24 protein-coding genes are annotated in these 22,437 nt (G+C 37.8%); 16 read left to right on the forward strand and 8 right to left on the reverse strand.

What is annotated here, in order from left to right; translation table 11 throughout:
* Nucleotides 1-6: 6 nt before the first annotated feature.
* Complete coding sequence (locus EM4838_RS00300) at nt 7-1,728, reverse strand: SpaH/EbpB family LPXTG-anchored major pilin (RefSeq protein WP_071866198.1); 1,722 nt, start codon at nt 1,726-1,728, stop codon at nt 7-9.
* 362 nt (nt 1,729-2,090) lie between these two features.
* The gene (locus EM4838_RS00305) at nt 2,091-2,996 is read right to left on the reverse strand and encodes a helix-turn-helix domain-containing protein (protein ID WP_071866199.1); all 906 of its coding nucleotides are present in this window, start codon (nt 2,994-2,996) and stop codon (nt 2,091-2,093) included.
* A gap of 508 nt (nt 2,997-3,504) precedes the next feature.
* Here EM4838_RS00305 and EM4838_RS00310 point away from each other — a divergent pair.
* The 8 genes from EM4838_RS00310 (at nt 3,505) to EM4838_RS00340 (ending at nt 9,194) form a co-directional block, all read left to right on the forward strand.
* Nucleotides 3,505-5,073, forward strand: coding sequence for a peptidoglycan DD-metalloendopeptidase family protein (locus tag EM4838_RS00310; RefSeq protein ID WP_081367404.1), 1,569 nt, complete (start codon nt 3,505-3,507; stop codon nt 5,071-5,073).
* A gap of 13 nt (nt 5,074-5,086) precedes the next feature.
* Entirely contained in the window at nt 5,087-5,788 is a 702-nt protein-coding gene (locus tag EM4838_RS00315; RefSeq protein WP_071866200.1) for a DivIVA domain-containing protein, read from the forward strand.
* 79 nt (nt 5,789-5,867) lie between these two features.
* Nucleotides 5,868-6,272 carry a hypothetical protein gene (locus EM4838_RS00320; protein ID WP_108173439.1) on the forward strand — a complete coding sequence of 135 codons (405 nt, stop codon included), beginning with the start codon at nt 5,868-5,870 and terminating at the stop codon, nt 6,270-6,272.
* A gap of 31 nt (nt 6,273-6,303) precedes the next feature.
* A complete protein-coding gene (locus EM4838_RS16415) occupies nt 6,304-6,456 on the forward strand; it encodes a hypothetical protein (RefSeq protein ID WP_157811363.1) in 153 nt (50 codons plus the stop codon).
* A 254-nt stretch (nt 6,457-6,710) separates the two neighbouring features.
* Nucleotides 6,711-7,031, forward strand: a complete 321-nt coding sequence (locus tag EM4838_RS00325; protein WP_010736487.1) for a PTS sugar transporter subunit IIB — start codon at nt 6,711-6,713, stop codon at nt 7,029-7,031.
* Between the two features lie 23 nt (nt 7,032-7,054).
* Nucleotides 7,055-7,372 carry a PTS lactose/cellobiose transporter subunit IIA gene (locus EM4838_RS00330; protein WP_010736486.1) on the forward strand — a complete coding sequence of 106 codons (318 nt, stop codon included), beginning with the start codon at nt 7,055-7,057 and terminating at the stop codon, nt 7,370-7,372.
* A 35-nt stretch (nt 7,373-7,407) separates the two neighbouring features.
* Complete coding sequence (locus EM4838_RS00335) at nt 7,408-8,661, forward strand: PTS sugar transporter subunit IIC (protein WP_019723248.1); 1,254 nt, start codon at nt 7,408-7,410, stop codon at nt 8,659-8,661.
* 125 nt (nt 8,662-8,786) lie between these two features.
* Nucleotides 8,787-9,194, forward strand: a complete 408-nt coding sequence (locus EM4838_RS00340; protein ID WP_071866202.1) for an MmcQ/YjbR family DNA-binding protein — start codon at nt 8,787-8,789, stop codon at nt 9,192-9,194.
* Between the two features lie 131 nt (nt 9,195-9,325).
* Here the strand turns inward: EM4838_RS00340 and EM4838_RS00345 are convergent, their stop codons facing one another.
* Nucleotides 9,326-10,054, reverse strand: a complete 729-nt coding sequence (locus tag EM4838_RS00345; RefSeq protein WP_071866203.1) for a class I SAM-dependent methyltransferase — start codon at nt 10,052-10,054, stop codon at nt 9,326-9,328.
* Between the two features lie 202 nt (nt 10,055-10,256).
* Between EM4838_RS00345 and EM4838_RS00350 the strand changes: the two genes are divergently transcribed.
* On the forward strand, nt 10,257-10,715 hold the full coding sequence (locus tag EM4838_RS00350; RefSeq protein ID WP_179948055.1) for a GNAT family N-acetyltransferase: 459 nt from the start codon (nt 10,257-10,259) through the stop codon (nt 10,713-10,715).
* Between the two features lie 21 nt (nt 10,716-10,736).
* Here EM4838_RS00350 and EM4838_RS00355 read toward each other — a convergent pair whose 3' ends face one another.
* Nucleotides 10,737-11,063: a YrhK family protein gene (locus EM4838_RS00355; protein WP_010736481.1), complete on the reverse strand. Its 327-nt coding sequence runs from the start codon at nt 11,061-11,063 to the stop codon at nt 10,737-10,739.
* Between the two features lie 27 nt (nt 11,064-11,090).
* Entirely contained in the window at nt 11,091-12,224 is a 1,134-nt protein-coding gene (locus EM4838_RS00360) for an alcohol dehydrogenase catalytic domain-containing protein (protein WP_019723244.1), read from the reverse strand.
* Nucleotides 12,225-12,472: 248 nt separating this feature from the next.
* Between EM4838_RS00360 and EM4838_RS00365 the strand changes: the two genes are divergently transcribed.
* Complete coding sequence (locus EM4838_RS00365) at nt 12,473-13,315, forward strand: hypothetical protein (protein WP_071866205.1); 843 nt, start codon at nt 12,473-12,475, stop codon at nt 13,313-13,315.
* A 94-nt stretch (nt 13,316-13,409) separates the two neighbouring features.
* On the opposite strand, the gene EM4838_RS00370 is transcribed toward EM4838_RS00365, so the two are convergent.
* A complete protein-coding gene (locus tag EM4838_RS00370; protein WP_071866206.1) occupies nt 13,410-15,104 on the reverse strand; it encodes an oleate hydratase in 1,695 nt (564 codons plus the stop codon).
* 46 nt (nt 15,105-15,150) lie between these two features.
* Nucleotides 15,151-15,279, reverse strand: coding sequence for a hypothetical protein (locus tag EM4838_RS00375; RefSeq protein ID WP_019724379.1), 129 nt, complete (start codon nt 15,277-15,279; stop codon nt 15,151-15,153).
* A 230-nt stretch (nt 15,280-15,509) separates the two neighbouring features.
* Here EM4838_RS00375 and EM4838_RS00380 point away from each other — a divergent pair, with 230 nt between their 5' ends.
* From EM4838_RS00380 to EM4838_RS00395, 4 genes are all read left to right on the forward strand, one after another.
* Entirely contained in the window at nt 15,510-15,752 is a 243-nt protein-coding gene (locus tag EM4838_RS00380; RefSeq protein WP_071866207.1) for an AbrB/MazE/SpoVT family DNA-binding domain-containing protein, read from the forward strand.
* Between the two features lie 9 nt (nt 15,753-15,761).
* Nucleotides 15,762-15,929: a hypothetical protein gene (locus tag EM4838_RS16670; RefSeq protein WP_179948047.1), complete on the forward strand. Its 168-nt coding sequence runs from the start codon at nt 15,762-15,764 to the stop codon at nt 15,927-15,929.
* Nucleotides 15,930-16,108: 179 nt separating this feature from the next.
* Nucleotides 16,109-16,471 (forward strand): DUF1622 domain-containing protein, encoded by a 363-nt coding sequence (locus EM4838_RS00390; protein WP_071866208.1) that lies wholly within the window; start codon nt 16,109-16,111, stop codon nt 16,469-16,471.
* On the forward strand, nt 16,471-16,827 hold the full coding sequence (locus tag EM4838_RS00395; protein WP_066026548.1) for a DUF1622 domain-containing protein: 357 nt from the start codon (nt 16,471-16,473) through the stop codon (nt 16,825-16,827). The genes EM4838_RS00390 and EM4838_RS00395 overlap by 1 nt, the downstream gene beginning before the upstream one ends.
* Nucleotides 16,828-17,062: 235 nt before the next feature.
* On the opposite strand, the gene EM4838_RS00400 is transcribed toward EM4838_RS00395, so the two are convergent.
* The gene (locus EM4838_RS00400; RefSeq protein ID WP_066026547.1) at nt 17,063-18,493 is read right to left on the reverse strand and encodes a DNA-binding protein; all 1,431 of its coding nucleotides are present in this window, start codon (nt 18,491-18,493) and stop codon (nt 17,063-17,065) included.
* Nucleotides 18,494-18,990: 497 nt separating this feature from the next.
* On the opposite strand from EM4838_RS00400, the gene tdc reads away from it, so the two are divergent.
* Both tdc and EM4838_RS00410 read left to right on the forward strand, forming a co-directional pair.
* The gene (gene tdc / locus EM4838_RS00405) at nt 18,991-20,826 is read left to right on the forward strand and encodes a tyrosine decarboxylase (protein ID WP_071866209.1); all 1,836 of its coding nucleotides are present in this window, start codon (nt 18,991-18,993) and stop codon (nt 20,824-20,826) included.
* A 27-nt stretch (nt 20,827-20,853) separates the two neighbouring features.
* Entirely contained in the window at nt 20,854-22,308 is a 1,455-nt protein-coding gene (locus tag EM4838_RS00410) for an amino acid permease (RefSeq protein ID WP_071866210.1), read from the forward strand.
* Nucleotides 22,309-22,437 lie beyond the last annotated feature (129 nt).

A 22,437-nucleotide genomic window follows, 5' to 3' on the forward strand; every position in this document is an offset into this window, starting at 1 on the left:
CTGGACTTACGTCTGTTTTCGCTTTTTGTGGATAATGACCACTGTTGTGCCAATAACGATGGCTACAAGTGCAATTGTGATGATCAGATTTCTGCCTATACCGCCAGTAAATGGCAAGCTTGTTTGCGGTTTATTAGTGACTGTCAGCTCAATCATTGCATCATCTGCGGTCGTCAAATCGACAGTTACTCTTTGGGGAGCCTTCAATAATTCGTAGCCCTGAGGAGCAGTAGTCTCGACAACCCAGTAGTCGCGTGTAACCTCGTTATTTTCCACGTAATTATTACCATTGGCATCCGTCCAGTCTAAGGCTAACCCATCAAAAGTCGCGTGACCATTTGCATCAGAAGTAGAAGTTAAGAAAGTTATCCCTGATGGTAAATTGGCATCCTCTGCATAGCTATTTCCATTACTAGCAATAAAAGTTTTATTGTTCGCATTACTCTCAGAGGTGGCAATTTTGAATTCGGCACCTGCTAGACCAGTCCCGCTATTTTCTGAAATTTTTTCGATATCAAAGCCACCAGTATAATATTTTGGATTCGTTGTTTCTGGTGGTGTTGTACTTTTTGGTCGTTGGCCCGGAAGTTGATGGTTGACAGTAAAGGTATTTTCAACAATATTGTTCCAATATTCTGGAACATGCGTGGTAAGCACCGTACGGATATCAGTATAGCCATTTGCGACTGATCCGGCTTTGATCAGACCAGCTTCTGTCAAAGTGGTTGTCAGTCTATTTGTCTCAGCATCAAACGAGACCGTATAATCGGTAAGCGCCAAGTCTGTCCATTCACCACCAGCTTGTCTAACTTGCATTTTTGCGCTATCTGGAACATAAGTTAAGTCACTATTCAGTTCGTCTACCATTGAAAAATTTGGCTGTAATAACCCACTAGTATCTCGATATACAATGGGCTGACCAGCGATCATCTCGACAGTATCCACCGTCTGTCCAGCGGCATCTAAAATATCGATCGTTCCTGTTTGACTGGCGACTTGCCAGAGACCTGCTGGGATGTTAGTAGTCAATTCCCAGCGAAAGGATTGTCCGGCTTGAACAGAATCGCCTTTTTCACCATTGATTGTTTTGTCAGGATGCAATAAATCTTCTAAAATATTCTTTGGTTCAACTTGTACATCATAGATCAATGAAGATAAATCGGTACGACTGGTTTGGGGAATATGCACAAAAAAAGGATAAACAGCTGTTTCGATTTTTTTTCCATCGGTTGCAGCTAAATTTTCGCCTGTACGTTCATCTGGTAATTCAGTAATTAAATAGATGCCATCATTGGCTCGACCAATGCCTAAGTCAAGCGTTGCTTTTCCACTTGTGTCAGTTGTAATTGTCTGGGCGTTGAAAGTGGTGTCGATTTCGTAATCTGTGCCCAATTGTTGTTGTTTTGGATCAGTTAAAGAGCTACCACTCGATAATTTTTTCACCCGTTCCACTTTGAAGTTGATTCCAGGAATCAACTCTCTATCTGGATTGGTGAGGGTTCCGTCTCCTCGAGGTTCCAACTCACTAAAGTCAGTGATCGCGTACTTCCAGATCGTTAAGCTTCGCCTAGATGTTTCATTGGCAATTGCGTTATCAACTGTTTCAGCTAAGGCGATTGGTACATGAGGTAATCGCAACGAATGGTCAATAGAAGATAGACCGATTGATAAAAGTGTTGTAGCAAATACTAATTTTGATAATGTTTTTATTATGGATTTCTTCTTCATTTTCTCCCTCCTCAACTATCAAGCAATGCATGTTCAAATGTATGTGTACGTTAGATTTGCTGAGTGATTGAACATGTATGCCTGCTTACATACATAGGTCAAGAGTAGAGGATGAAAGTGATCTCCAAAGCAAAAGTTTCATAAATGACACTTTTATCATTAGGATAAGGTGAGTTTATGATGGTAATAAGATTAATTTACGTTTGCTGGTTGATTGTACTAGATGAACATCCATAAAAGAATAAAGTAAATGAAATATTGGATTTACTAAAAAACTTTTAGCAAATGTAGCTTCTAAGTAGATAATAAAAATCAGACCAATGGCTATAAAAAGCGTAACCTGATGGAATAGGTGATTGTCATTACTCGGACATTTGTGCAATGATCTCTACTTTTTCCCATAAGGTATTGAGTGTCTTGATTTCGAAAACCCCTTTTTGTTCGTCTCGGAAGACATAGGCGATGATTTTTTGTAATCGACTATATTTTTTTTGCCCTCTTTCCAATTCACCATGAAGCGTTAGTTTTGCAGCATATAAAAATAATCGCCAAATCCGAAAGCGATAATTAAAACGGTGAGGTGTTCGTTTCAAAATAAATGTCGTTGCAACGGTGACATTGCTTTTACGGCAAGAATCTAGGGCTGTTTCGTAATACCCAAAATACAATAGATCCAAGACTAATGGGTCTAAGACTTCTTCATGATTCGTTCTGCGGTATAAAAATCGTTTAAAAAAATAATCATATTCTTCAAAATTAAGCGTTTCCGTAATTGAAGAAAAAAGTTTTAGCTCGATGTTTGTCCATAGATCAATACTATTTAAATAAGTTTTTACTTGTTGGATCAATGTTTCGTATTCTTGATAATCGCCAATGAACTTGCTGTGGATTAGACCAGCGCGCCAATATACATATTGATAACCTAAACCATCTGTTTTAACAAATTGGTCCAACGCTTGAGTTTTTATTTTTGCGATTTCAAGATAGTCAAATTTAGCAAGGGCTTCAGCCAACTGGTTTTCTAAAATTTTAGAACCTTGTTTGATCAAAGGGATTACTTCTTCAAATTCAGTTAATTCGATCCCAAGAATGTCAATGATTTTTAAAAAATTGTTTAGACTGATTTCACCTTCTCCGCGAACAAAGCGATAATAAGTAGGTCTTGTGATTCCTGTAGCAAAAATCGTTTTTGTTGAAATTTTTTTTTCTTTTCTAATATCATTCAATAATTCCCCCAAAGCAAGAGGAGTTTTTACATGGTTGATCATCGGATTCACCCTTTCTTTTATCTTGGAAAATAAAAATATATAAGTTATTTTATTTTTAAAATAAGTTATGTTTTGTATTGATAAATAAAATTATATCTAACTATTTTAAATATAAACATTATAATAATAAGGTTAATCTAATATATATTTACTTTTAGATAACATTAATTATTTTTGTTTTGTTATTTAAAAATAATATTTTATTATCTTAAGTGTAATTTTTTTTGATGTAGTGATAAAGTTATTTGCTTATGAATGAGTCAACCTATTTTCAAGTTAAGAAAATTTTAAGAATTGGTTTATTATTTTGATTTCTGTGAAAATTTGTACAAAAAATTCTTAGAACGTACCTAATAAATCGTAGAAGAGTAGTGTCATATATGAAACTCTCTGACACTCTAGATCCATTTAAGTTTAGTGTAAGGATATTAAGCTGTTAGCTACTTGTATGTAGGAGATAAAATAGGATCGCTGAAAATCAATGGGATAGTCAAAGGAGTAACTTTTTATGGAAAAAGAAAAAATATTATATAAAAATGGTAAGAAAATAACTATAAGAAGTACAAGTATCAAAAAAAGTAATGTGTATAAACGAAAGATCGCTGGGGCGTTTATAGTCATTGGTACGGTGGCAAGTAGTTTTAGTCATAGTATTGTATCAGCTGATCAAATCATTACGAATACGATAGAAATGGAAGATACACCCATTTCGCCAATCGATGAGATGGTCTTATCAGAAAGTACCACAAACTCAGATAGTGAGCGACTTGAAGCGAAAGAGGAGGAGGAAGTATCTACAGAAGAAGATAATGAAGTGACTACTCCTTCACCTATTCCTGATTTGCCGGACAATCCGGAACCAGAACCAACTTTCCCTCAACCATCTGTGCCAGAAACGCCTAAACCACCAATATCACGACCTCCAGCAATCACACCTGAGATGCCAACAACGCCTCCACCGATAGGATCAGAAATAAAGGGTAATGAGGATTCAGGCACGAATGGTGTTGAGTCAATCCCAGTTCAAACGGAATCAGAGGGAGAAGTATGGACGTCTCCACCTGAAACATCTTTGGGAGCGGCCCCTGCTGAGACGGTGCCAACTGAAACCGTAGAAAGCATAACGATAACCAAAGGACCGATTGCCCGAACCGAACAGAGTAGTCCCTTTTTTAGAGGGTTTTCTGCCAATACGACCACGGAAGCTTTTATTCAAGAAATTGCGCCGGAGGCTAGAAAAGTTGCTTTAAGCAACGATCTATATGCATCTGTGATGATTGCTCAAGCCATTTTAGAATCGGGTAGTGGAAGTAGTCAATTAAGTGCATCTCCTCATTATAATCTCTTTGGAATAAAAGCTTACACCGAGGAAAATTCGGTGGAATTTTTAACACAAGAGGATGATGGAACAGGAAACTTATACACACTTAGCGCACGTTTCAAATCTTATGAATCCTACGAAGAAAGCTTTTTAGATTACGCCAAATTATTAAGAGAAGGATTAACTCAAGATGCTGATTTCTATTCTGGTGTCTGGCGTTCGAATACTTCTTCATATCAAGAGGCTACAAGGTTTCTAACGGGCAGATATGCCACTGATACGTCCTATTATCAAAAATTAGATGCATTGATCGATGTCTATGACTTGGAAAAGTTTGATATTGAAATCGATCAACTAATGATTGGAGAAAATGGATTTATCAACCCGTTGGAACACTTTACGATTACGAGTCACTACGGTATGAGAGGAGCGGAGTTCCATCGAGGGATCGATTTAGCAGCCAATGCCGGAGCGCCGATCTTTGCCAGTGAAGCAGGAACAGTTATAAAATCCGAATATCACGCTTCGTGGGGAAATGTCATTTCGATACGTCATGAGAACGGATTATTTACATTATATGCGCATCAAAGTGTCAATGTTGTTGAACCAGGGCAAGTCGTTCAAAAAGGGGAAGTGATTGGTTTTGTTGGTTCGACGGGGAATTCAACTGGACCACATTTGCATTTTGAGCTATCAACAGATGCCAGTATGGAACAACGATTTTTAATCGATCCGTTTGAAATCATACAACTATGAAAAGGAGTAACCTATGAACTTTAATGCAGAGCAATTAAGGAAAATCACTTTCCCCACGGTTTCTCTAGCGGGGTACAAAAAACAAGATGTGGATGATTTTTTGACACACGCAGCAAATGATTATGACGTGATGAAAGAGACAACCACAGAATTAGAGAAAAAATTGACGCTTGCAGAAAATCAAAAAGAGAATTTAGTAAAAGTATTTGAAAAAGAAAAAAGTGATTATTTAGCTGAAATCAATGAATTAAATGCTAAGTTGGATGAAGCAAGTAAAGAGGGCAGAGATGTACATGCGAAAAAAAGAAGCTTTGAAAATGCCTTGATTATTGCGCAAGATGCCGCCTTGAAGATTGAAGAAAATGCTGAATTAGAAGCCAGACGTATCGTAGAGGAAGCAAGGATTGAACAAGAAAATATTCTCAAAGAAGCAAAGGTCGAAGGGAATAATATCAAAGCCGAAGCCTATCATTTATTAGCTGAAGCAAATGGAAAAGTCAGTGAAGCGAACACTTATTATGAAGAACAGATGACGAAGCTAGAAAGTGAAAAAGAAAAAAGGACGAAAGAAATCATCCAGTTAGAAAGTGAAGCAAACAATGTCCGCTTGCAAATCATTTCAGAATATCAACGTGCCATCAATAATTTGTCTGAGGGGAAATGGCAAAACTGGATAAATGCAGTCAAACAAACGGTTAGTGATGGGAGTGAATAGTTCGGACAACCTTTCGACTTCCCCTACTTTCACCACGAACTTAGTCGGAGGATATAATAAAGCGGAAGTTGATTCTTTTTTGGAAAAGCTCAAGGCTGAACAGGAAGCAAAGAATCATAGGATTCAAGAGCTAATACGTGAGAACGCAAAGAAAACAACTGAATTAATCAATTTGATCCAAGCAAATGCCACTGTTTCTTCTATATTAAAAGAAAAAATGTCTAAGATAAAGGTGTTAGAAGGGGCTTCCCCATCCAAACAGACTGAAAAGTTAACGGATGCGATTCAAATCACCCAAGCAAAAGAAGCGCTATCTATTGAAAAAGAAAGAATCCATTGTTTGAAGAACGAGTTAAAACAGAGGTTATATGAATTTGAAGATTTTCGAACAAGGAATATCGAAGTATGGTGCAGTTCGATGACTCAGCTAAATGAAAACATCAGCGAAAGTTTAAGGAATAAGAAGAGGGAAACGTTGGATTAGTTCAGCAAGAAAAAGTTTGGAGGTTGAAGAGGTGACAGGAATCAATAAAAGCGCATGGGTTTACAAACGACAAAAATTAGAAGTGTTGGCTAAGAAACGTGTTACTTCTATCGAAGTGTTACAAGAATTGAAATTTATGAAAAGAATCGATGCAATTGAATCAAAAAATAAGTCAACGAAGTAACTGCTTGTTGATTTATTCTATCAAACAATCACTGAAAACCACCAAGTAAGGAGTAGCTATACTTACTTGGTGGTTTTTAATACTCCATCCTCTCTTTTTGCACACTAAAAATAGTGTGCAATATAAAAAATAGAGTGTGCTTGATAAAAATTAACATGAAAACCCTTTTATACCAACTTGATAAAGCGATTTCAAAGTTGGCACGATACTTGCATTATATAAAAGTGTAAGAAGAAGAAAAGGAAGTGTTCACAATGGAAAAAAGAACAATCATGCTTGTCTGCTCTGCAGGAATGAGTACAAGTTTATTAGTGACAAAAATGCAAAAAGCAGCAGAAGAAAAAGGCGTAGAAGCGGATATCTTTGCAGTTTCAGCATCAGAAGCTGATAGCCAACTAGAATCAAAAAATGTAGACGTTTTATTATTAGGACCACAAGTACGTTTCATGCAAAGTCAATTTGCTGAAAAACTAGCACCAAAAGGGATTCCGTTAGATGTTATCAACATGCAAGACTATGGCATGATGAACGGGGCAAAAGTATTGGAACAAGCAGAATCATTGATTAATAAATAAAAACAAGAAAAAGAGGGAAGAAAATGGAAGATCAAAAAAATTTAGAAGCGATCATGGGCTTGATCATGTTCGGCGGCAACGCAAAAAGCGATGCAATGGAAGCGATCGCGGCTGCGAAAAAAGGTGACTTTGAATTAGCAGATGCAAAAATCAAAGATGCAGAAGAATCATTGGTTCAAGCACATCATTCGCAAACAGGGTTATTAACACAAGAAGCACAAGGGGAACACATGGAAGTTACTTTGTTGACCGTTCATAGTCAAGATCATTTGATGACATCGATCGCGTTTACAGATTTAGCAAAAGAAATTATTGATCTATACCGTCGTATAGATGCTTAAATAAAAGTTTTTTAAAGGAGAAAAGAGGAAAAGATATGGATAGCTTTGTAGCATTTATGGAGAAACACTTTATACCAGTCGCATCAAAAATCGGTGCGCAACGCCATTTAGTGGCCATTCGTGACGCTTTTATGGTCAGTATGCCATTAATGATCTTAGGCGCTTTAGCTGTAATGATCAATAACTTGCCGATCCCTGGATTCCAAGAATTGATGAATTCGATTTTTGGTGGTGAAGCATGGAAAGGATTCGGTGCGGCTGCTTGGAACGGAACGTTTGCGATTCTTTCTGTTTTGATTGCGTTCTTATTAGCTTATCATTTAGCAAACGGTTACCGTAAAGATGGCGTATCTGCCGGAGTGATTTCATTAGGTTCATTCTTCGCACTAGGCGGCGCTTTAGGTATGAGTTCAAACGGATTATTTATTGCAATTATTGTCGGAATTATTTCAACAGAGATTTTTGTTCGTTTAAGTGGAAATGAAAAATTGATCATCAAAATGCCAGACGGAGTGCCACCGGCAGTAGCAAAAGCATTTGCGTCATTATTACCAGCGATGATCACGATCTCATTTTTCGCACTAATCGCTGCAATTTTTGCAGCATTCGGTGTTGCTGATATTGTCGGAGCATTCTACACGGTGGTTCAAGAACCATTTATGGGTCTTGCTAACTCTTATCCATCTGCATTATTGCTTGCATTTATTACACCGTTCCTTTGGTTCTTCGGATTACATGGAGCAAACATGGTCGATCCATTGATGCAAACCATCAATGCGCCAGCGATCCAAGCAAACGTCGAAGCGATTGCTAACGGTCAAAGTGCACCATTTATCGTCAACAAACCTTTCTTTGACAGCTTTGTCAATTTAGGTGGTACAGGTGCAACACTAGGCTTACTGATTGCGATCTATTTAGTAGGACGTAGAAACAAACCTTATATGGTCGTAACGAACTTATCGATTGCACCAGGTGTTTTCAACATCAACGAACCAACAATGTTTGGTCTACCAATCGTCTTGAATCCAGTGATGTTTATCCCATTTATTTTAACACCGATGGTTTTAGTAACTGTTGCGTACTTTGCGACATCAACAGGACTTGTACCAGCAGCTACAGTAATGCCACCATGGGTAACACCACCAGTGATCGGCGGATTTTTAGCAACAAACAGTCTTTCAGGCGCAGTGTTATCTGCTGTCAACTTACTGATTTCAATTCTGATCTATCTACCATTCGTTAAAGTAGCAACGATCCAAGAAATGAAAAAAGACGCATTGAACGCGTAAGAAATAAAAAACGGAGAGCAAGTGATTGCTTTCCGTTTTTTTGTGTTACTACTGTTATCATTGCTATTTTTCAGAAAGCAACGTATAGTTTTTGTAAGCATTTTATTTGAATAGGAGGATAGCGTATGAATACAACAGATATTCAAAAAAGGATCGAACGATTCCAAGCATATGGGAACACACTTCCAGGAGCTAAGGTATATTTTCGTGAAGATTGGGAAACGCTTTATTTTGATTTGGATGGTAAACAGTTTGGGATGATGAGTCCAGAAGCAAATGAAAAAGCATTGATCACGTTAAAACATTTTCCAGAAAAAAACGAGGAATTACGAACGATGTACCCTGAGATCATTATACCTGGTTACTATGCCAATAAGAAACATTGGAATTCGATCATGTTAGGCAAAGATGAATTGTCAGACGAGGAAATCGAGAAAATGATTTTGATTTCTTATGAATTGGTACTAGCTAAATTCGCTAAAAAGAAACAAGAAGAAATCAAAAACTCAGTGATAGAAAGTGATAGAAAGTGATTGAAAGCTTGAAGGGGCATCAATCATTTTCTAGTCGATGAAAAAGGTCTGGAAATAGGGGCAACCTATTTCCAGACGCTTAATAAAATTTGTGCAGATGGACTAAGAATGTTTGGATCGATGATTCGCCTCTACATTTTTGTCACAGAAATAATCAACATCATCGGTCGTCTTAATTCGTCTTTCATACCAGGCATATCTAACATATGTGACGGTGGTATTGGTTCAAGCACATGGTTGATTTGAAAGCCATTAGACAATAATGTCTCAAGATAAGTTGTAATCGTTCGATGATATTTTTTTACAGAAGATCCTAGGAAGTTTGTGTCACGCTCCCCTTCGTCAAAATAATGATCAACTGGAAAGTACATGATCTGACCATCATCTGTATAAATCCAATCTTGCCGACCATCTGCTGTAAAAACAGGATGTTCAACTGAAAAAAGAAATTGCCCATTCGGTTTTAGGAAGTGATGGACATGCTGGACGAGTTGTTCCCAATTTTCTACATAATGGATCGCTAAAGAACTGAACACGAAATCAAATGAGTCTTTCGCAAACCGGATCGTTGAAATATCGTCTTGCATGTAACTGATCGTGTCATCATTTGTTCGAGCGCTAGCTTCTTCTAGCATCTTCTCAGACAAGTCAACACCAATGATTTTTTTTGCCCCTTGCGAAGCAGCGTAACGACAGTGCCAACCATAGCCACATCCAAGATCAAGGACTGTTTGTCCATGGAGATTGGGGAAGATAGTTGCAAGCGTGGGCCATTCTCCAGCACCTTGTAAGCCTTTTTGGCTACGAGGCATTTCTTTGTATTGGTCAAAAAATTGTTGATCGTCGTAAATGTTTGTCATAATTGTTTCCTCCATGTCATTATTTTATACCACTAAACAACATGGAGCTCGTCTCTTTTGTGTGCAATCATCTCGCTCACTCCTTTGATTTCTATTCTAGCTTAGGTTAGAAAAAGAAGCAAAAATCCAAGCAACAGATAAAAGTACTTCGTGGTCTAATTTGACACTGCGTATAGAATGACTGGAGGTTGCAAAATTGAATATGTATCAATGGATCAAATTAAATGAACACCCAGAATTACTGGAAGAAACCGCAAGTTGGTTTTCCTCAAAGTGGGGCATTCCTGCTGAGGTTTATGCGGAAAGTATACGTACTGGAATCATCGAGAAGGAAAGTATTCCTCAATGGTATGTCATTCTCGATGCAAAAGGTGCAATCGTGGGAGGAGCAGGTGTCATCGAAAATGACTTCCATGACCGCCCAGATTTAGCACCTAATCTTTGTGCTTTATATGTTGAACCGGAGCATCGGAATCAGGGATTAGCAAAATGGATATTAGAACAAACCAGAGAAGAGATGCATCGATTAGGGTTCAAAAAAATTTATTTGATGACAGACCACACCTCTTTTTATGAACGATATGATTGGTCATTTTTAACTATGGTCAAGGAAGAAAGTGGAACAACTGCGCGGTTGTATCAAATCACTACAACAACATAAAGAGAAGCATGAGATGTTGAATCAAATCTCATGCTTCTCTTTTTTCGCTTGTTCTCTTCGTTGTTTCTTTTCATCGTAAATAAAGACATTTCGCACGATACGTAAGATGGGGCGAGTGGTCAAGAAGATGGCGCCTGCTAAATACAAGTAATTACTGTAATAATCAGGGATTTTCGTGAGCAAAGCAATACTCCCTAAGACATAAAAAATCCCTGTGAGTAAATCAACCGCTAAAGAAATCAATGTGTAACGATTTTGGAAATACAAGCGAAAACGCCGTCCGCGGATCTCAATATCTTCTTCTTTGCCAATCTCGACATCATGGGTATTTCGTTTGATTCTTGGCATATAAAATCACCTAACTAGTTTTTATTTCTACGGTTTCAAAACAACTTTGATATTTTTATCTTCTTTTTTATCAAAAATCTCGTATGCTCGAGCCGCTTCTTCTAACGGCATCGAATGAGTGATGATTTGAGTTGGATCAAACATTCCTTCTGCAATCATGTCATAAATTTTTGGCATCAAATGGACAACTGGTGCTTGCCCATGTTTGACGTCAATATTGCGCATAAAGAATTCTTGAAGTGGATAGGAAGAAGCAGGTGTCATATAAACACCAGTGATTTGCACTGTCCCAAATTTTTTGACCGCTTTAGCAGCCATTTGGATAGGTGAGATCGTTCCACTTTGTAAGCTAACTAAATTTTTAGCTTTTTCTTTTGTTGGCTCTAAACCATCCATTCCGACACAATCAATGATGACATCTGCACCGCCACGAGCTAACTCATATAAATCATCTCCGGCTTGGTTCACGTCGTCTAATAGATAGGTTTCGATTTGATTATAGCGGACTGCTTTGTCTAATCGGTGTTTGACTGGATCGACCGCAATGACACGTTTTGCTCCTGCCATTACAGCAAATTTTTGTGCAAATAAACCAACAGGACCTGAACCTAAGACGACGACTGTATCATCTTTTTTAACCCCTGCATTTGCAACGCTCCAATAAGCGGTTGGTAAAATATCAGATAAAAATAAAACTTTTTCATCAGGTAAATCATTATCTGGAACGATAAATGACGTAGAGTCGGCGAAAGGTACCCGAAGATATTCTGCTTGACCACCCCAGTGATTTCCGTTCAATTTACCAAAACCGAATAATCCGCCGTATAATTCTTCCTGATTGGAATTATCACACTGACTTTCCATATGGTTTGCACAAAAATGGCAATGACCACAACTAATATTAAAAGGAATAACGACACGTTGTCCTTTTTTCAACTTCTTCACTTCAGAACCAACTTCTTCAACAATCCCCATAGGTTCATGTCCAACGACATAGCCTTTTTCCATAACGGATTCCCCATGGTGATAAAGATGGAGATCAGATCCACAAATCGCTGTTGCAGTGATACGGATGATTGCATCGGTTGGTGCTAAAATTTTTGGATCATCAACATTTCTAATTTCCATTTTTTGCTTTCCTTGCCAAGTGACTGCTTTCATCGTAGTGCTCCTCTCCTGTTTTCGTTAATAAAACTAACGATAGTTATTTATAAACTCATTCTAAGGGAATGTTACTTTTTTTCACAATGAAACGCGCTTTTAGTTTTAGTTTAAAACAGTAAAATAACTTTTGACGAAAAAAGGAAGTTGTAGTTTTATTGACTGAAAGTTATAATTATAGTAGTTGATTTTCAACGAAATAAAACGTAAAAGAACAATTTTTTGTGCTGACCTAGGAAAGGAGAGAAATGAGAAATAGTCGATTAATCAAAATAATTATAGGAGTTGTGTGTACAGTCTGGCTCTTTTTTTTATCGATTGGCGGACTTTTTTATACGACTTTAGCAAATGAAGGATTTATGAATGAACAAATCAAACAAGCAAACTACATACAAAAGGTAACGAAAGAGATCAATGGTCGTGTCCAGAGCTATCACCAAGAAGCAAGAGTCACTCCAGAGGTGCTTGCCGACAGTATATCTGAGGAATTAGTCAAAAAGAATATCGAGCATTTTGTCAAAGAAACTTATCGTGACAAGCAACCAAGCTTGATCCAAGCAACGGAGTTGGAAGAACATATCAAAGAGACGATCCATACATATAAAACAGAACATGAGATCAATATTGAAGAAGGGATTGCGGGAGAAGAACTCGCTTTACATATGATCGGCGGGATCTTTGAACGAAGTGTCCAACCAAGTTATCTGCATCTTTTTATTCGAGGAATCAATGACCTGAGCCACCAGGTACTTCACTATGCTTGGGGCATTGTGAGTGTGAGCCTATTGATCTTAGCAGGATTCATTTATTTCAATCCAGGCTCTATCCGTTCACGTATCAAAAAATTTGCGTGTAGTCTGATGGGCGCTGGACTGATCAGTCTAGCATTTGCCACAACTTTATACTATGCGCAGATTTTGCAGACGGATGAGCAAATGGAGTCACTTCAAGGCTTGATGCGAACATATCTCACTAACTTTACCCTGAGTGTTTTATTGATCGGGGGAAGTGAGATTGTTGTGGGCGGCTTCGCATGGCTCCTTGCAAAAAGAGAAAACAAAAAAAGAACTGTCGGACAAAATCAAAAATAGCGAAAAAACAAAAGTCTTCCGCCTATTTCCATAGGTGGAGGACTTTTGTTTTAGGACTGAAGTCGCACAGAAAAGTGGACTCCTTTAGTGAACCTCAATCAAACATTTTTTTCGCTGCACGCATCAACGTAGGGATATCTTTGTCATAACGTGGTGTTTTCACCAAACGTGACATTGGAATACCTGCAAAATGGAATGCCGCAATTTCTCCTGAACGAACAGCACTTTGTTCGGTAAAGATCATTTGATAAGGCTGTTCCACGAACTCACCAGTAAAGGCAAGGTTTGTTGAATGTTTAGGAATGACTTTTGGTCGATCACTTTTCGCACGATTGTTAAATAAGGCAGAAGCATATGGCATGTAAACCGGAATATTATTGATGACGCTATCGTAGATTTCGGTTTCTTTTTCGCGAATGTTTACTGGACCAGGATCAACTTTTGAAAGCTGACCAAGCAATTCTTCCAACATTTCTTTTCCGTTCATTTTAATATACTCTTTGTCGACAAATTCACCACGTCGTCTTGGATATAAGAAGTAGCCCCAAATCACTGTTTCATTCGGTTTTTGTGAAGTGAAATGCGGTTGATGATGCACAACGATCGACATATTGACATCTTTTTGACCAAGTGGGGTAATCGGTGTCGTTGAAATAAATGAATTCAACGCATTACCTGGTTCTTGTGTCGTGATACGTGTGATCTCGTTTAGCAACACATGATTTTTTGTTGTCAACGTAAAGCTGACCCATTCACTTGCGTCACGATCTGCGAAAAATTTATCTGGATTACCTAAATTGTAGAATTTTTCACTGGCTTTTTTCCACAAACTAGAAGCAGCACCGTAATCCATATTTTCCTCTGCGGGTGTTTCGTAGTCGCCAAGTGTTGCTGAATCAGTGATCGAACCATTCGTAAATAATACGCCAGTATCTCCATCAACGATGACATGTTCTTCTTCTTGTGTTTTTGTATTGATCATTTTCAAGCCAGTCACAGTGATTTCATCTTGCATCGCTGTTTCTTTGAATTCCCAGTCAACGACACGACGATTCAAAATGATTTTACAACCTTGTTCTTTCAAATAATTGATCAGTGGCAACATGATGCTTTCGTATTGATTATAGCGTGTCCGATTGACCCCAACTAAATGCTCGATTTGAGTAAACTCATAAATCATTTGGTGCATATAGCGACGTAATTCTTGTGCAGAACTACGTGTTCGAAAAGCAAAAGTCGTTTCCCACATAAACCAGAAGTTTGTTTCAAAGAAATGAGGATCATCTTTGAAATACTCAGCGATCGTCACATTATCTAATTTTTCTTCTTCTGAATCAGGCATGGCGATTAGTTTCGTTAATAATACGCGATCTTTATTGTTGAAGCCCAATTTACCGCCATCAACGATTCCCTTGCCACCTTCCAACAAACGAGCTTTATCAAATGTCGGATGTTTGGCATCGAAATCTCGTGTATCTTCTTCGGCTGTCATGCCCGGTTCTGTGGCAGAAGGGATACGACTGAGTAGATCCATCAAATCGACATACGTACGGTAATTCAGCATACGTCCACCACGTGCAACGTAGCCTTTTTGATTTTCTAAGGGGTGATTTTTGTTCCAATATTCATCAGTAACTGTGTCAACAGGAGCGCCATCATTTGATCCATGGTCATCTAAGGAGTAGAAAGTGATTTGATCTCCACGCCATTTGCCTTCTTGGATCAAATAAACAGCTGCTGCCATATTCGCGATTCCTGCACCAATCATAATTGCTTTCTTTTTTTGCATCATGCGTTCCTCCAATATTTACCAATTCATTTTCAAAGCGATTTTTCTAGATTGATTCAAATTCATCATAAAGGTGACTATCATCTTCTAGTAAGCCTGTTTTTTTGCCAAGATAAACAGCACCTATAGCAACTAGTCCTAAGCCAATGCCTACTTTCAACCATTTCTTGCTCATAAAAAAACCTCCTTTTGGTTTGTGAACTATTTCTACTTCAAAGCATAGAACGTTTAGAAAAATAAGCCAAATGATAGGGTAAGTGAGCAACCAGAATTTTTGACAGTTCAGAGGAAGTGTCTGTTTTTTAGTGTATTTTGTAATAAATTCTTAACAAAGAGAAGTAAAAAAATTTTGGGAATGAGTTATAACGCGTTTTAATTCATGTGAATCAGAAAGGTGTGGAAAAGATGAAGAGTTTAAAGGTGAGAAAAATTGGGAACATTGTCGGTAGCATTTTACCAAAGGAACTTGGGTTATATGAGGGGGATATTTTGAGCTATACGAAAGAAGGTACAACATTGATAATTGATACAAAGGAAGTGATGAGAGAACAAGACCGTAAAGAAATAGAAAAAGCATTTGATGATTTCTCAAAAGGTTTGATAGTCTCCGAATCTGAAATGAAAGATACATTTAGTAAGTATGGTTGAGGTGAGTAGATGGTAGATACGATTGTGTATTCGGAGAGTTTTCGCCAGAGGTTAGAGCAGTTGATCAATGGATGGGGAAATGAATTATTTTTATCTAAAGAAAATATTCGACATTTTACAAGGATGATCGATCAATCAATAGAACTCACTAAAAATTTCCTTGAAATCCATGAATAAGTATCTATGTTATATCATTTTTATGAACGTACATATCATATACGAATCGAAAAAAATATGCATATGTTACCGAATAGTTAAAAAGAAACATCTTATTTTGATTGGTAATATTTGCTCAAACTGGACGAAACTCCGTACTCTTAGTAGGATAGGAGTAGAAGAAAAAGTGGGGTGTAAAGATGTTTAGTGAAACATTGGTCCATTTGTTGGAATGGGTGACTGCGATTTTGAATATTTTCTCGATTTTAGTCTTGTTGGTTGGTATTTTTTTAGTTTTTAAAAATTTGATAATGGAACGTCCATTGATCAAAGATTATGCGACGCGTAATCGGCGGAATGCGGATATTCGAAAGTTACTAGCTAGTTATATTTTGTTGAGTTTAGAAGTACTGATCGTGGCAGATCTTATTGAATCTGTCATTAAACCAACTTGGACAGACATTTTAAAATTAGCATTGATCATTATCATTCGCACGATCATCTCTTATTTTTTAAATTTAGAAATCGCGAGTCATGTATCGCATGAAAGAAGGAAAGTTTGATGGAAATCAGTTGGATGACACTTCTTTATCCATATCTTGAATGGTTGGTCTTGATTTTAGATATTTTTGCCATTGCGGTCTTATTATGGGGTGGTTTTCTTTCGATCAAAGATTTTTTGAAAGATTCCTTGAACCCGTCATTCAAACAAAATGAACGGATTCACCAAAATAACGGCATCAAAAAAATGCTGGGTGGGTATATCTTATTGAGTTTAGAGATATTGATCTCTGCTGGGATCATCGAGTCGATCATCAAACCGACATTACAAGATATTTTTCAGTTGGCCGCATTAGTCGTGATTCGTACGATCATCTCTTACTTCTTGAATAAAGAAATCGGTCCAGCGGATGTCTAAGTTTGCATAATCATCATAGGCAGAATGGGCAAATGATATTAGTGATCACGTCTCTTAAAATTGGATAAATAGTTTTTCAGAAAGTAACAATTATAAAAAAAGCTAGAAAAACCAAAATCTTGTAGGATGAATTTTTGGTTTTCTAGCTTTTTTTATGGAACTGTCTAGTTTTTCACACACTTTATACGACAGAATAAATGTGTGCAAGAGTTACTATTACGAAAGTATGCCTCCCTCATGAACTATTTTTTACAAGCAATATAATCGCTTGTTCCACTGTTTCGACTGAGATTGGAATAACATGTTCCATGGACAAGGCAACAGGGGTGTAGAGTGTACGTTCACACAACAGCCGGTTAGAAGAGGCTGCCACAAAATCGAGAGCTTCTTTACTTAATTGTTTATAAATCATTGGCTCAACGGAAATGTCACATGTCGTAACGGCCTCTAAAGCTTCGCGATAAATCAAGTATTTGATATCTGAGTTGGTCACGATCCGCACAGTTAATTTTTGTTTATCTAAGCGTAAAATACCAGTCAATTCAATAACGAATGACCGCAGACAATTTGGATTGATCTTTAATTGATAAGGAAGTGCATGGCTCCAATCACTAACGATCCGTTTTACTTCTTCAAATAACTCTCGTTGTTCATCGGTCAATAAATGAAATTTTTCAGGTAAGAACAATTGATAGTTTTTCCAAGCAGAACGCAAAATACGTATCAACGCACGCTCAAAAGCTTTGTTTCCAAGAAAAGGATGGTCAAAATGTTGTTCAAATCTTTGGATCAATTGTTTTGTCTCTGGATTATTTTCAATAAAGACCTGATGCAATTGGGCAAAATCCTCTTCGATTGCTTCATAAGAATCAAATCCATAATCACATAGATTGAAGAGTATCAGAATAAAATAAAATTCATTTGGTTGAAAAAATTGCTTAAACGGACTTTCTTCCCAAGCAGCAAGAACGAAATGATAAATCGGTCTCTTTTTGATTTCATCGATGAATGATTGATCGATTGATAGCGGGGCATCTTTTTGATAGAACAGACTGATCAGAAAGCCTGTTTGCAAAATCTCTTGGGTATCCCGATCATAGATTCGCCCACTTTTTTTAGTGACTGCTTGAATAAACTCTTGCGCTTGGACATCAAAGGAACAAGGAAGAGAGAGGTCAGGCAATGTGCCTGTCCGATAGCTCACATTTAGCAAAACCAAGCGTCTTTCGATGTCAGTAAAGTGAGGGGAATGATGTTCAATGGCGATATCGCATGCTTGAAAGTAGTCTAACACTTGTTTCTTCAATGCGTAAGCTTTGCTGACTGAAACAAATTCGAGTTCGGTCAATTGGATATAATCTGGTTCATCCTCTAAGTAAAGAAGGCAAGTTTTTAAAAATAAAGACGGCCGAGAGAGTCGTTGCATCAATTGGAAGCGAGAAGTTGTTGGTGCGAAGTATAAAGAATAGGTTTCTTTTTCTTTTGATTGATAAATGATTTGGTCGCTCAATTCTCTACTTAATGATTTGATATCATTCAACAGAGTGGTTTGACAAACATGTAACAAAGTAGCTGTCGTTGGAAGATCGACTTCCTTATTTACATAAAACTGTCCACAAAGAAAGAGTTGGCGTAAGAGATTTTTCTCAAGATAATGTTCAATCATGGGGAATCCTCCCTATTTGTATAGTCATGCACAAGCACGTAGCTATTATGCCATGTTTTTTGTAGATACGCATCTATCACCCAATCTTTCTTAGCAAACAAAATGCTAAATTTACTTATTTTTGTTATTGTATCTGTTTTAATTAAAAAAATTGGGAACTGATTGATAAAAAGAACCAAATAGAAAAAAAAAATATGACTATTTTTCAACGAATAAGTACATTTGATTTCTTTTTTTTGTTCGTGACTTAAACGTTATAATCAATAAATTGAACCATTCTTAGTAGGAAGTTTAGTCACAACGTTCGTTTTTTTGAGCTAAAAATACAGAATAATCAGACTTTATTTTTTTTGTCTTCAAAGTAAGAAATATAAAGATATGTTATTAAAAAAATTTTTTTTAAATTTGAGCGTATAGTCAAACACGTAAACTGATCAAGCAACAACAGCCGGCTGAGTATTTCCTGTGATCAGGTAACAAGAGAGGAGAAATGAATCATGAAAGATATGGACATCAAAGCCGTCTTTATTGGCGACAAAGCAGAAAATGGCCAAGTGTATAGAATGTTATTGAATAAGATGTTGGATGAACATTTAGGTTGGCGTGAAAATTATTTACCAGCTGACCTTCCCGCAATCAGTGAAGCAGACAAATCAACAACGTCTTATCTTACGACTCGACAACATATGATGGAGGTCTTAGATGAAGTCAGTGAACGAATGCGTGCCGGTTCAATTCCTTGGCATTCAGCCGGACGTTATTGGGGACAAATGAATGCAGAAACATTGATGCCAGCTTTGTTGGCTTATCACTTTGCGATGCTTTGGAATCCTAATAACGTGGCATTGGAATCCTCAATGGCCACATCACAAATGGAAGCAGAAATCGGAGAAGACTTTGCGAAGCTGTTTAGTATGCCGAATGGTTGGGGACATCTGACAGCGGATGGTTCAATTGCGAATTTAGAAGGTCTATGGTATGCCCGTTGTATCAAATCGATTCCTTTAGCGGTCAAAGAAACTTATCCTGAAAAAGTGAAAGACCTATCGGACTGGGAATTACTTAATCTATCTGTAGAAGAAATCTTAGAAATGATCGAAACATTTACTGATGAAGAATTAGACAATGTCAAAGCTGCATCTTCACGAAGTGGGAAACACATCCAAGAATTGGGCAAATGGCTTGTTCCTCAAACCAAACACTATTCATGGATGAAAGCATTAGATATTTGTGGTGTCGGGTTGGATCAAATGATCGCGATCCCCGTTGATGACTGCTACCGAATGGATGTCCAAGTATTGGAAAAAACGATTCGTGAACTAGCTATCCAACATATCCCCATCCTAGGTGTAGTTGCTGTTGTAGGTACAACTGAAGAAGGACAAGTCGATCATGTCGATCAAATCGTTGAACTTAGAGAAAAATTGAAAGATGAAGGCATTTATTTCTACCTTCATGTGGATGCAGCTTATGGTGGCTATGCTCGTTGTTTGTTCATGAATGAAGCGTATGAATTTGTGCCTTACGCATCATTAGCAGAATTTTATGAAGAACATCATGTTTTCCATCATGAAGTGAAAATCGAACGAAGTGTTTATGAAGGATTCAAGGCAATCAGTGAAGCAGAATCAGTGACTGTTGATCCCCATAAGATGGGCTATGTACCTTATGCAGCAGGAGGAATCACGATCAAACACAAAAGTATGCGGAATATCATCTCTTATTTTGCACCTTATGTGTTTGAAAAATCCGTTAAAGCACCGGATATGTTAGGTGCCTATATTTTAGAAGGTTCAAAAGCTGGGGCAACGGCTGCGGCAGTTTGGACGGCACACCGAGTTCTGCCTTTGAATGTCACTGGCTATGGTCAATTGATTGGTGCATCGATCGAAGCCGCTCAACGTTTCCGAGAATTTCTTGATCAATTAAGCTTTACTGTCAATGGGAAAACAATCGAAGTCTATCCATTGAATCATCCAGATTTCAATATGGTCGATTGGGCATTCAAAGTCCAAGGTTGTACAGATTTAAAAGAAATCAACCGTTTGAATGAAGAAATGTTTGATGTCTCCTCTTATATGGAAGGTGATGTGTACGCAGAACGCTTTATCACTTCTCATACGACCTTCACGCAAGCGGATTATGGCGATTCTCCAGTAGCATTTGTTGAAAGCATGGGTGTTCCACAAGAAGAATGGCAAAAAGAACAACAAGTTACTTTGTTGCGAGCTGCGATCATGACCCCGTATTTAACCGATGACAACATCTTTGCTTATTACACCGAAGCCATCAAACACGCAATGGAAGAAAAACTAAGAGAAGTTCTTGCGTAGTTTTAGTGATAGAAAGAAGGATCGATCATGACAGACTCAAAATCTACCAAACAACTGTCAACGTTAACGTTTATTGGGATGACTTGCGCTTTAGTCGCAAGCGTCCGTAATATTCCTGATGTCGCTGCCACTGGTTGGACGATGTTGTTTTATATGTTAGTCGCTGTACTCTTTTATGCGTTTCCGATCTCTCTGATTTCAGGAGAGTTTGCAGGGATGTTTCCTCAAAAGGGAGGGCCAGAACTATGGGTCTCTCAATCCCTCGGTAGAAAATGGGGATTTGTCGTCTCTTGGCTTTTATGGGTTCAAATGTTTCCAGGAATGGTCATGGTTGCCTCAGCACTTGCCCCATTGTTTGGCAACATGGTCAATAACGTCCCATTGGGCTTGAATAGTAAATTCACATTACTCGTGATTTTAGTCGTTTATTGGATCATCACACTATTGAACTTAAAATTCGACATGGCAAAAATTGGCGGGAAAATCGGTGTCTGGTTGGGGTTGTATATCCCGTTGGCATTAATGCTCCTATTGGGTGTCGCAGCATGGATCAAGGTCGGTATCATGCCAAATGGAACATTAGGAAAATTTTCTTGGGATCTTTTAGTTCCCGATCCAAGTACTGCAAAATCATTCGTTTATTTTGCACCGATCATGTTCATTTTTACTGGAATCGAAATGTCTTCTGTTTATATCACTCGATTGGCACATCCAGTTAAAACTTATATACGCGGTATTTTCGCTGCGTTAGTCTTTTTATTTGTAGTAAACACGCTGAATGCGTTAGTCGTTGCCAATGTGGTACCAAAGGGTCAAATGGAGTTGAATAATATTGCCCAATCCATTTCGATCGATTGCCAAATTCTTGGCTTGCCACATATGATTGTGAACCTATTCAGCTTACTTGTATTTGTCGGTGTCGCTGTACAATTGTCTGCTTGGGCTTCTGGTCCAGCCAAAACTGTTACAGAAAGTGCAAGAAAAGGCGCGTATCCTCCTCGTTTCAATTTTTGGAAAACCAATGAATTTGATGTGTCAAAAGCGGTGATCTTGACACAATCTATTATCATTTCTGTGTTTGCCCTATTCTATTTATTGATTCCAGGAGTCAATCAAGCATTTTTGATGTTAGTAAATGCAACGACAGTGATTTATTGTATCGTCTATCTCATCATGGGTGTCGCATTCTTACGTTTTAGAAAAACAAATCCGGCTATCCCTCGTCCATTTCGAATTGGTAAAAAAGAGGGAAATGGGAATCTCGGTGCTTGGCTTGTTGTGTTAGTCTTATTTGCAGCAATCGTTTTTTCTGTCGGACTTACATTAAAAGCTGGTACGTGGATCAACTTTGTGGCTGTCGTATTGATCAGCGGCATTCTTTTTGTTGCCCCATTATGTATCGAAAAAATTAGAAAACCTTCTTGGGAACAAGAAATAAAAAACAAATTGAGTGAACAAAAATCAATGAAGCAATCGGAGTAAAGGGGAAAAATTTCGTTTGAAAAGCAAACCTAGAAACCTGGCTCATATTAAATCACACTAATTATTTCATGTTTGCCTGAAATAATCGACATAAGAAACCCTCCTTCTTACGTATAATAAGTATTATCA

Source organism: Enterococcus mundtii (assembly GCF_002813755.1).
GTDB lineage: Bacteria > Bacillota > Bacilli > Lactobacillales > Enterococcaceae > Enterococcus_B > Enterococcus_B mundtii.

Excerpts from the sequence above, each read along its gene's own strand:
- EM4838_RS00300 (WP_071866198.1), bottom strand. The coding sequence starts at position 1,728 with ATGAAGAAGAAATCCATAATAAAAACATTATCAAAATTAGTATTTGCT.
- EM4838_RS00305 (WP_071866199.1), bottom strand. The coding sequence starts at position 2,996 with ATGATCAACCATGTAAAAACTCCTCTTGCTTTGGGGGAATTATTGAAT.
- EM4838_RS00310 (WP_081367404.1), top strand. The coding sequence starts at position 3,505 with ATGGAAAAAGAAAAAATATTATATAAAAATGGTAAGAAAATAACTATA.
- EM4838_RS00315 (WP_071866200.1), top strand. The coding sequence starts at position 5,087 with ATGAACTTTAATGCAGAGCAATTAAGGAAAATCACTTTCCCCACGGTT.
- EM4838_RS00325 (WP_010736487.1), top strand. The coding sequence starts at position 6,711 with ATGGAAAAAAGAACAATCATGCTTGTCTGCTCTGCAGGAATGAGTACA.
- EM4838_RS00330 (WP_010736486.1), top strand. The coding sequence starts at position 7,055 with ATGGAAGATCAAAAAAATTTAGAAGCGATCATGGGCTTGATCATGTTC.
- EM4838_RS00335 (WP_019723248.1), top strand. The coding sequence starts at position 7,408 with ATGGATAGCTTTGTAGCATTTATGGAGAAACACTTTATACCAGTCGCA.
- EM4838_RS00340 (WP_071866202.1), top strand. The coding sequence starts at position 8,787 with ATGAATACAACAGATATTCAAAAAAGGATCGAACGATTCCAAGCATAT.
- EM4838_RS00345 (WP_071866203.1), bottom strand. The coding sequence starts at position 10,054 with ATGACAAACATTTACGACGATCAACAATTTTTTGACCAATACAAAGAA.
- EM4838_RS00350 (WP_179948055.1), top strand. The coding sequence starts at position 10,257 with ATGTATCAATGGATCAAATTAAATGAACACCCAGAATTACTGGAAGAA.
- EM4838_RS00355 (WP_010736481.1), bottom strand. The coding sequence starts at position 11,063 with ATGCCAAGAATCAAACGAAATACCCATGATGTCGAGATTGGCAAAGAA.
- EM4838_RS00360 (WP_019723244.1), bottom strand. The coding sequence starts at position 12,224 with ATGAAAGCAGTCACTTGGCAAGGAAAGCAAAAAATGGAAATTAGAAAT.
- EM4838_RS00365 (WP_071866205.1), top strand. The coding sequence starts at position 12,473 with ATGAGAAATAGTCGATTAATCAAAATAATTATAGGAGTTGTGTGTACA.
- EM4838_RS00370 (WP_071866206.1), bottom strand. The coding sequence starts at position 15,104 with ATGCAAAAAAAGAAAGCAATTATGATTGGTGCAGGAATCGCGAATATG.
- EM4838_RS00375 (WP_019724379.1), bottom strand. The coding sequence starts at position 15,279 with ATGAGCAAGAAATGGTTGAAAGTAGGCATTGGCTTAGGACTAGTTGCT.
- EM4838_RS00380 (WP_071866207.1), top strand. The coding sequence starts at position 15,510 with ATGAAGAGTTTAAAGGTGAGAAAAATTGGGAACATTGTCGGTAGCATT.
- EM4838_RS16670 (WP_179948047.1), top strand. The coding sequence starts at position 15,762 with ATGGTAGATACGATTGTGTATTCGGAGAGTTTTCGCCAGAGGTTAGAG.
- EM4838_RS00390 (WP_071866208.1), top strand. The coding sequence starts at position 16,109 with ATGTTTAGTGAAACATTGGTCCATTTGTTGGAATGGGTGACTGCGATT.
- EM4838_RS00395 (WP_066026548.1), top strand. The coding sequence starts at position 16,471 with ATGGAAATCAGTTGGATGACACTTCTTTATCCATATCTTGAATGGTTG.
- EM4838_RS00400 (WP_066026547.1), bottom strand. The coding sequence starts at position 18,493 with ATGATTGAACATTATCTTGAGAAAAATCTCTTACGCCAACTCTTTCTT.
- tdc (WP_071866209.1), top strand. The coding sequence starts at position 18,991 with ATGAAAGATATGGACATCAAAGCCGTCTTTATTGGCGACAAAGCAGAA.
- EM4838_RS00410 (WP_071866210.1), top strand. The coding sequence starts at position 20,854 with ATGACAGACTCAAAATCTACCAAACAACTGTCAACGTTAACGTTTATT.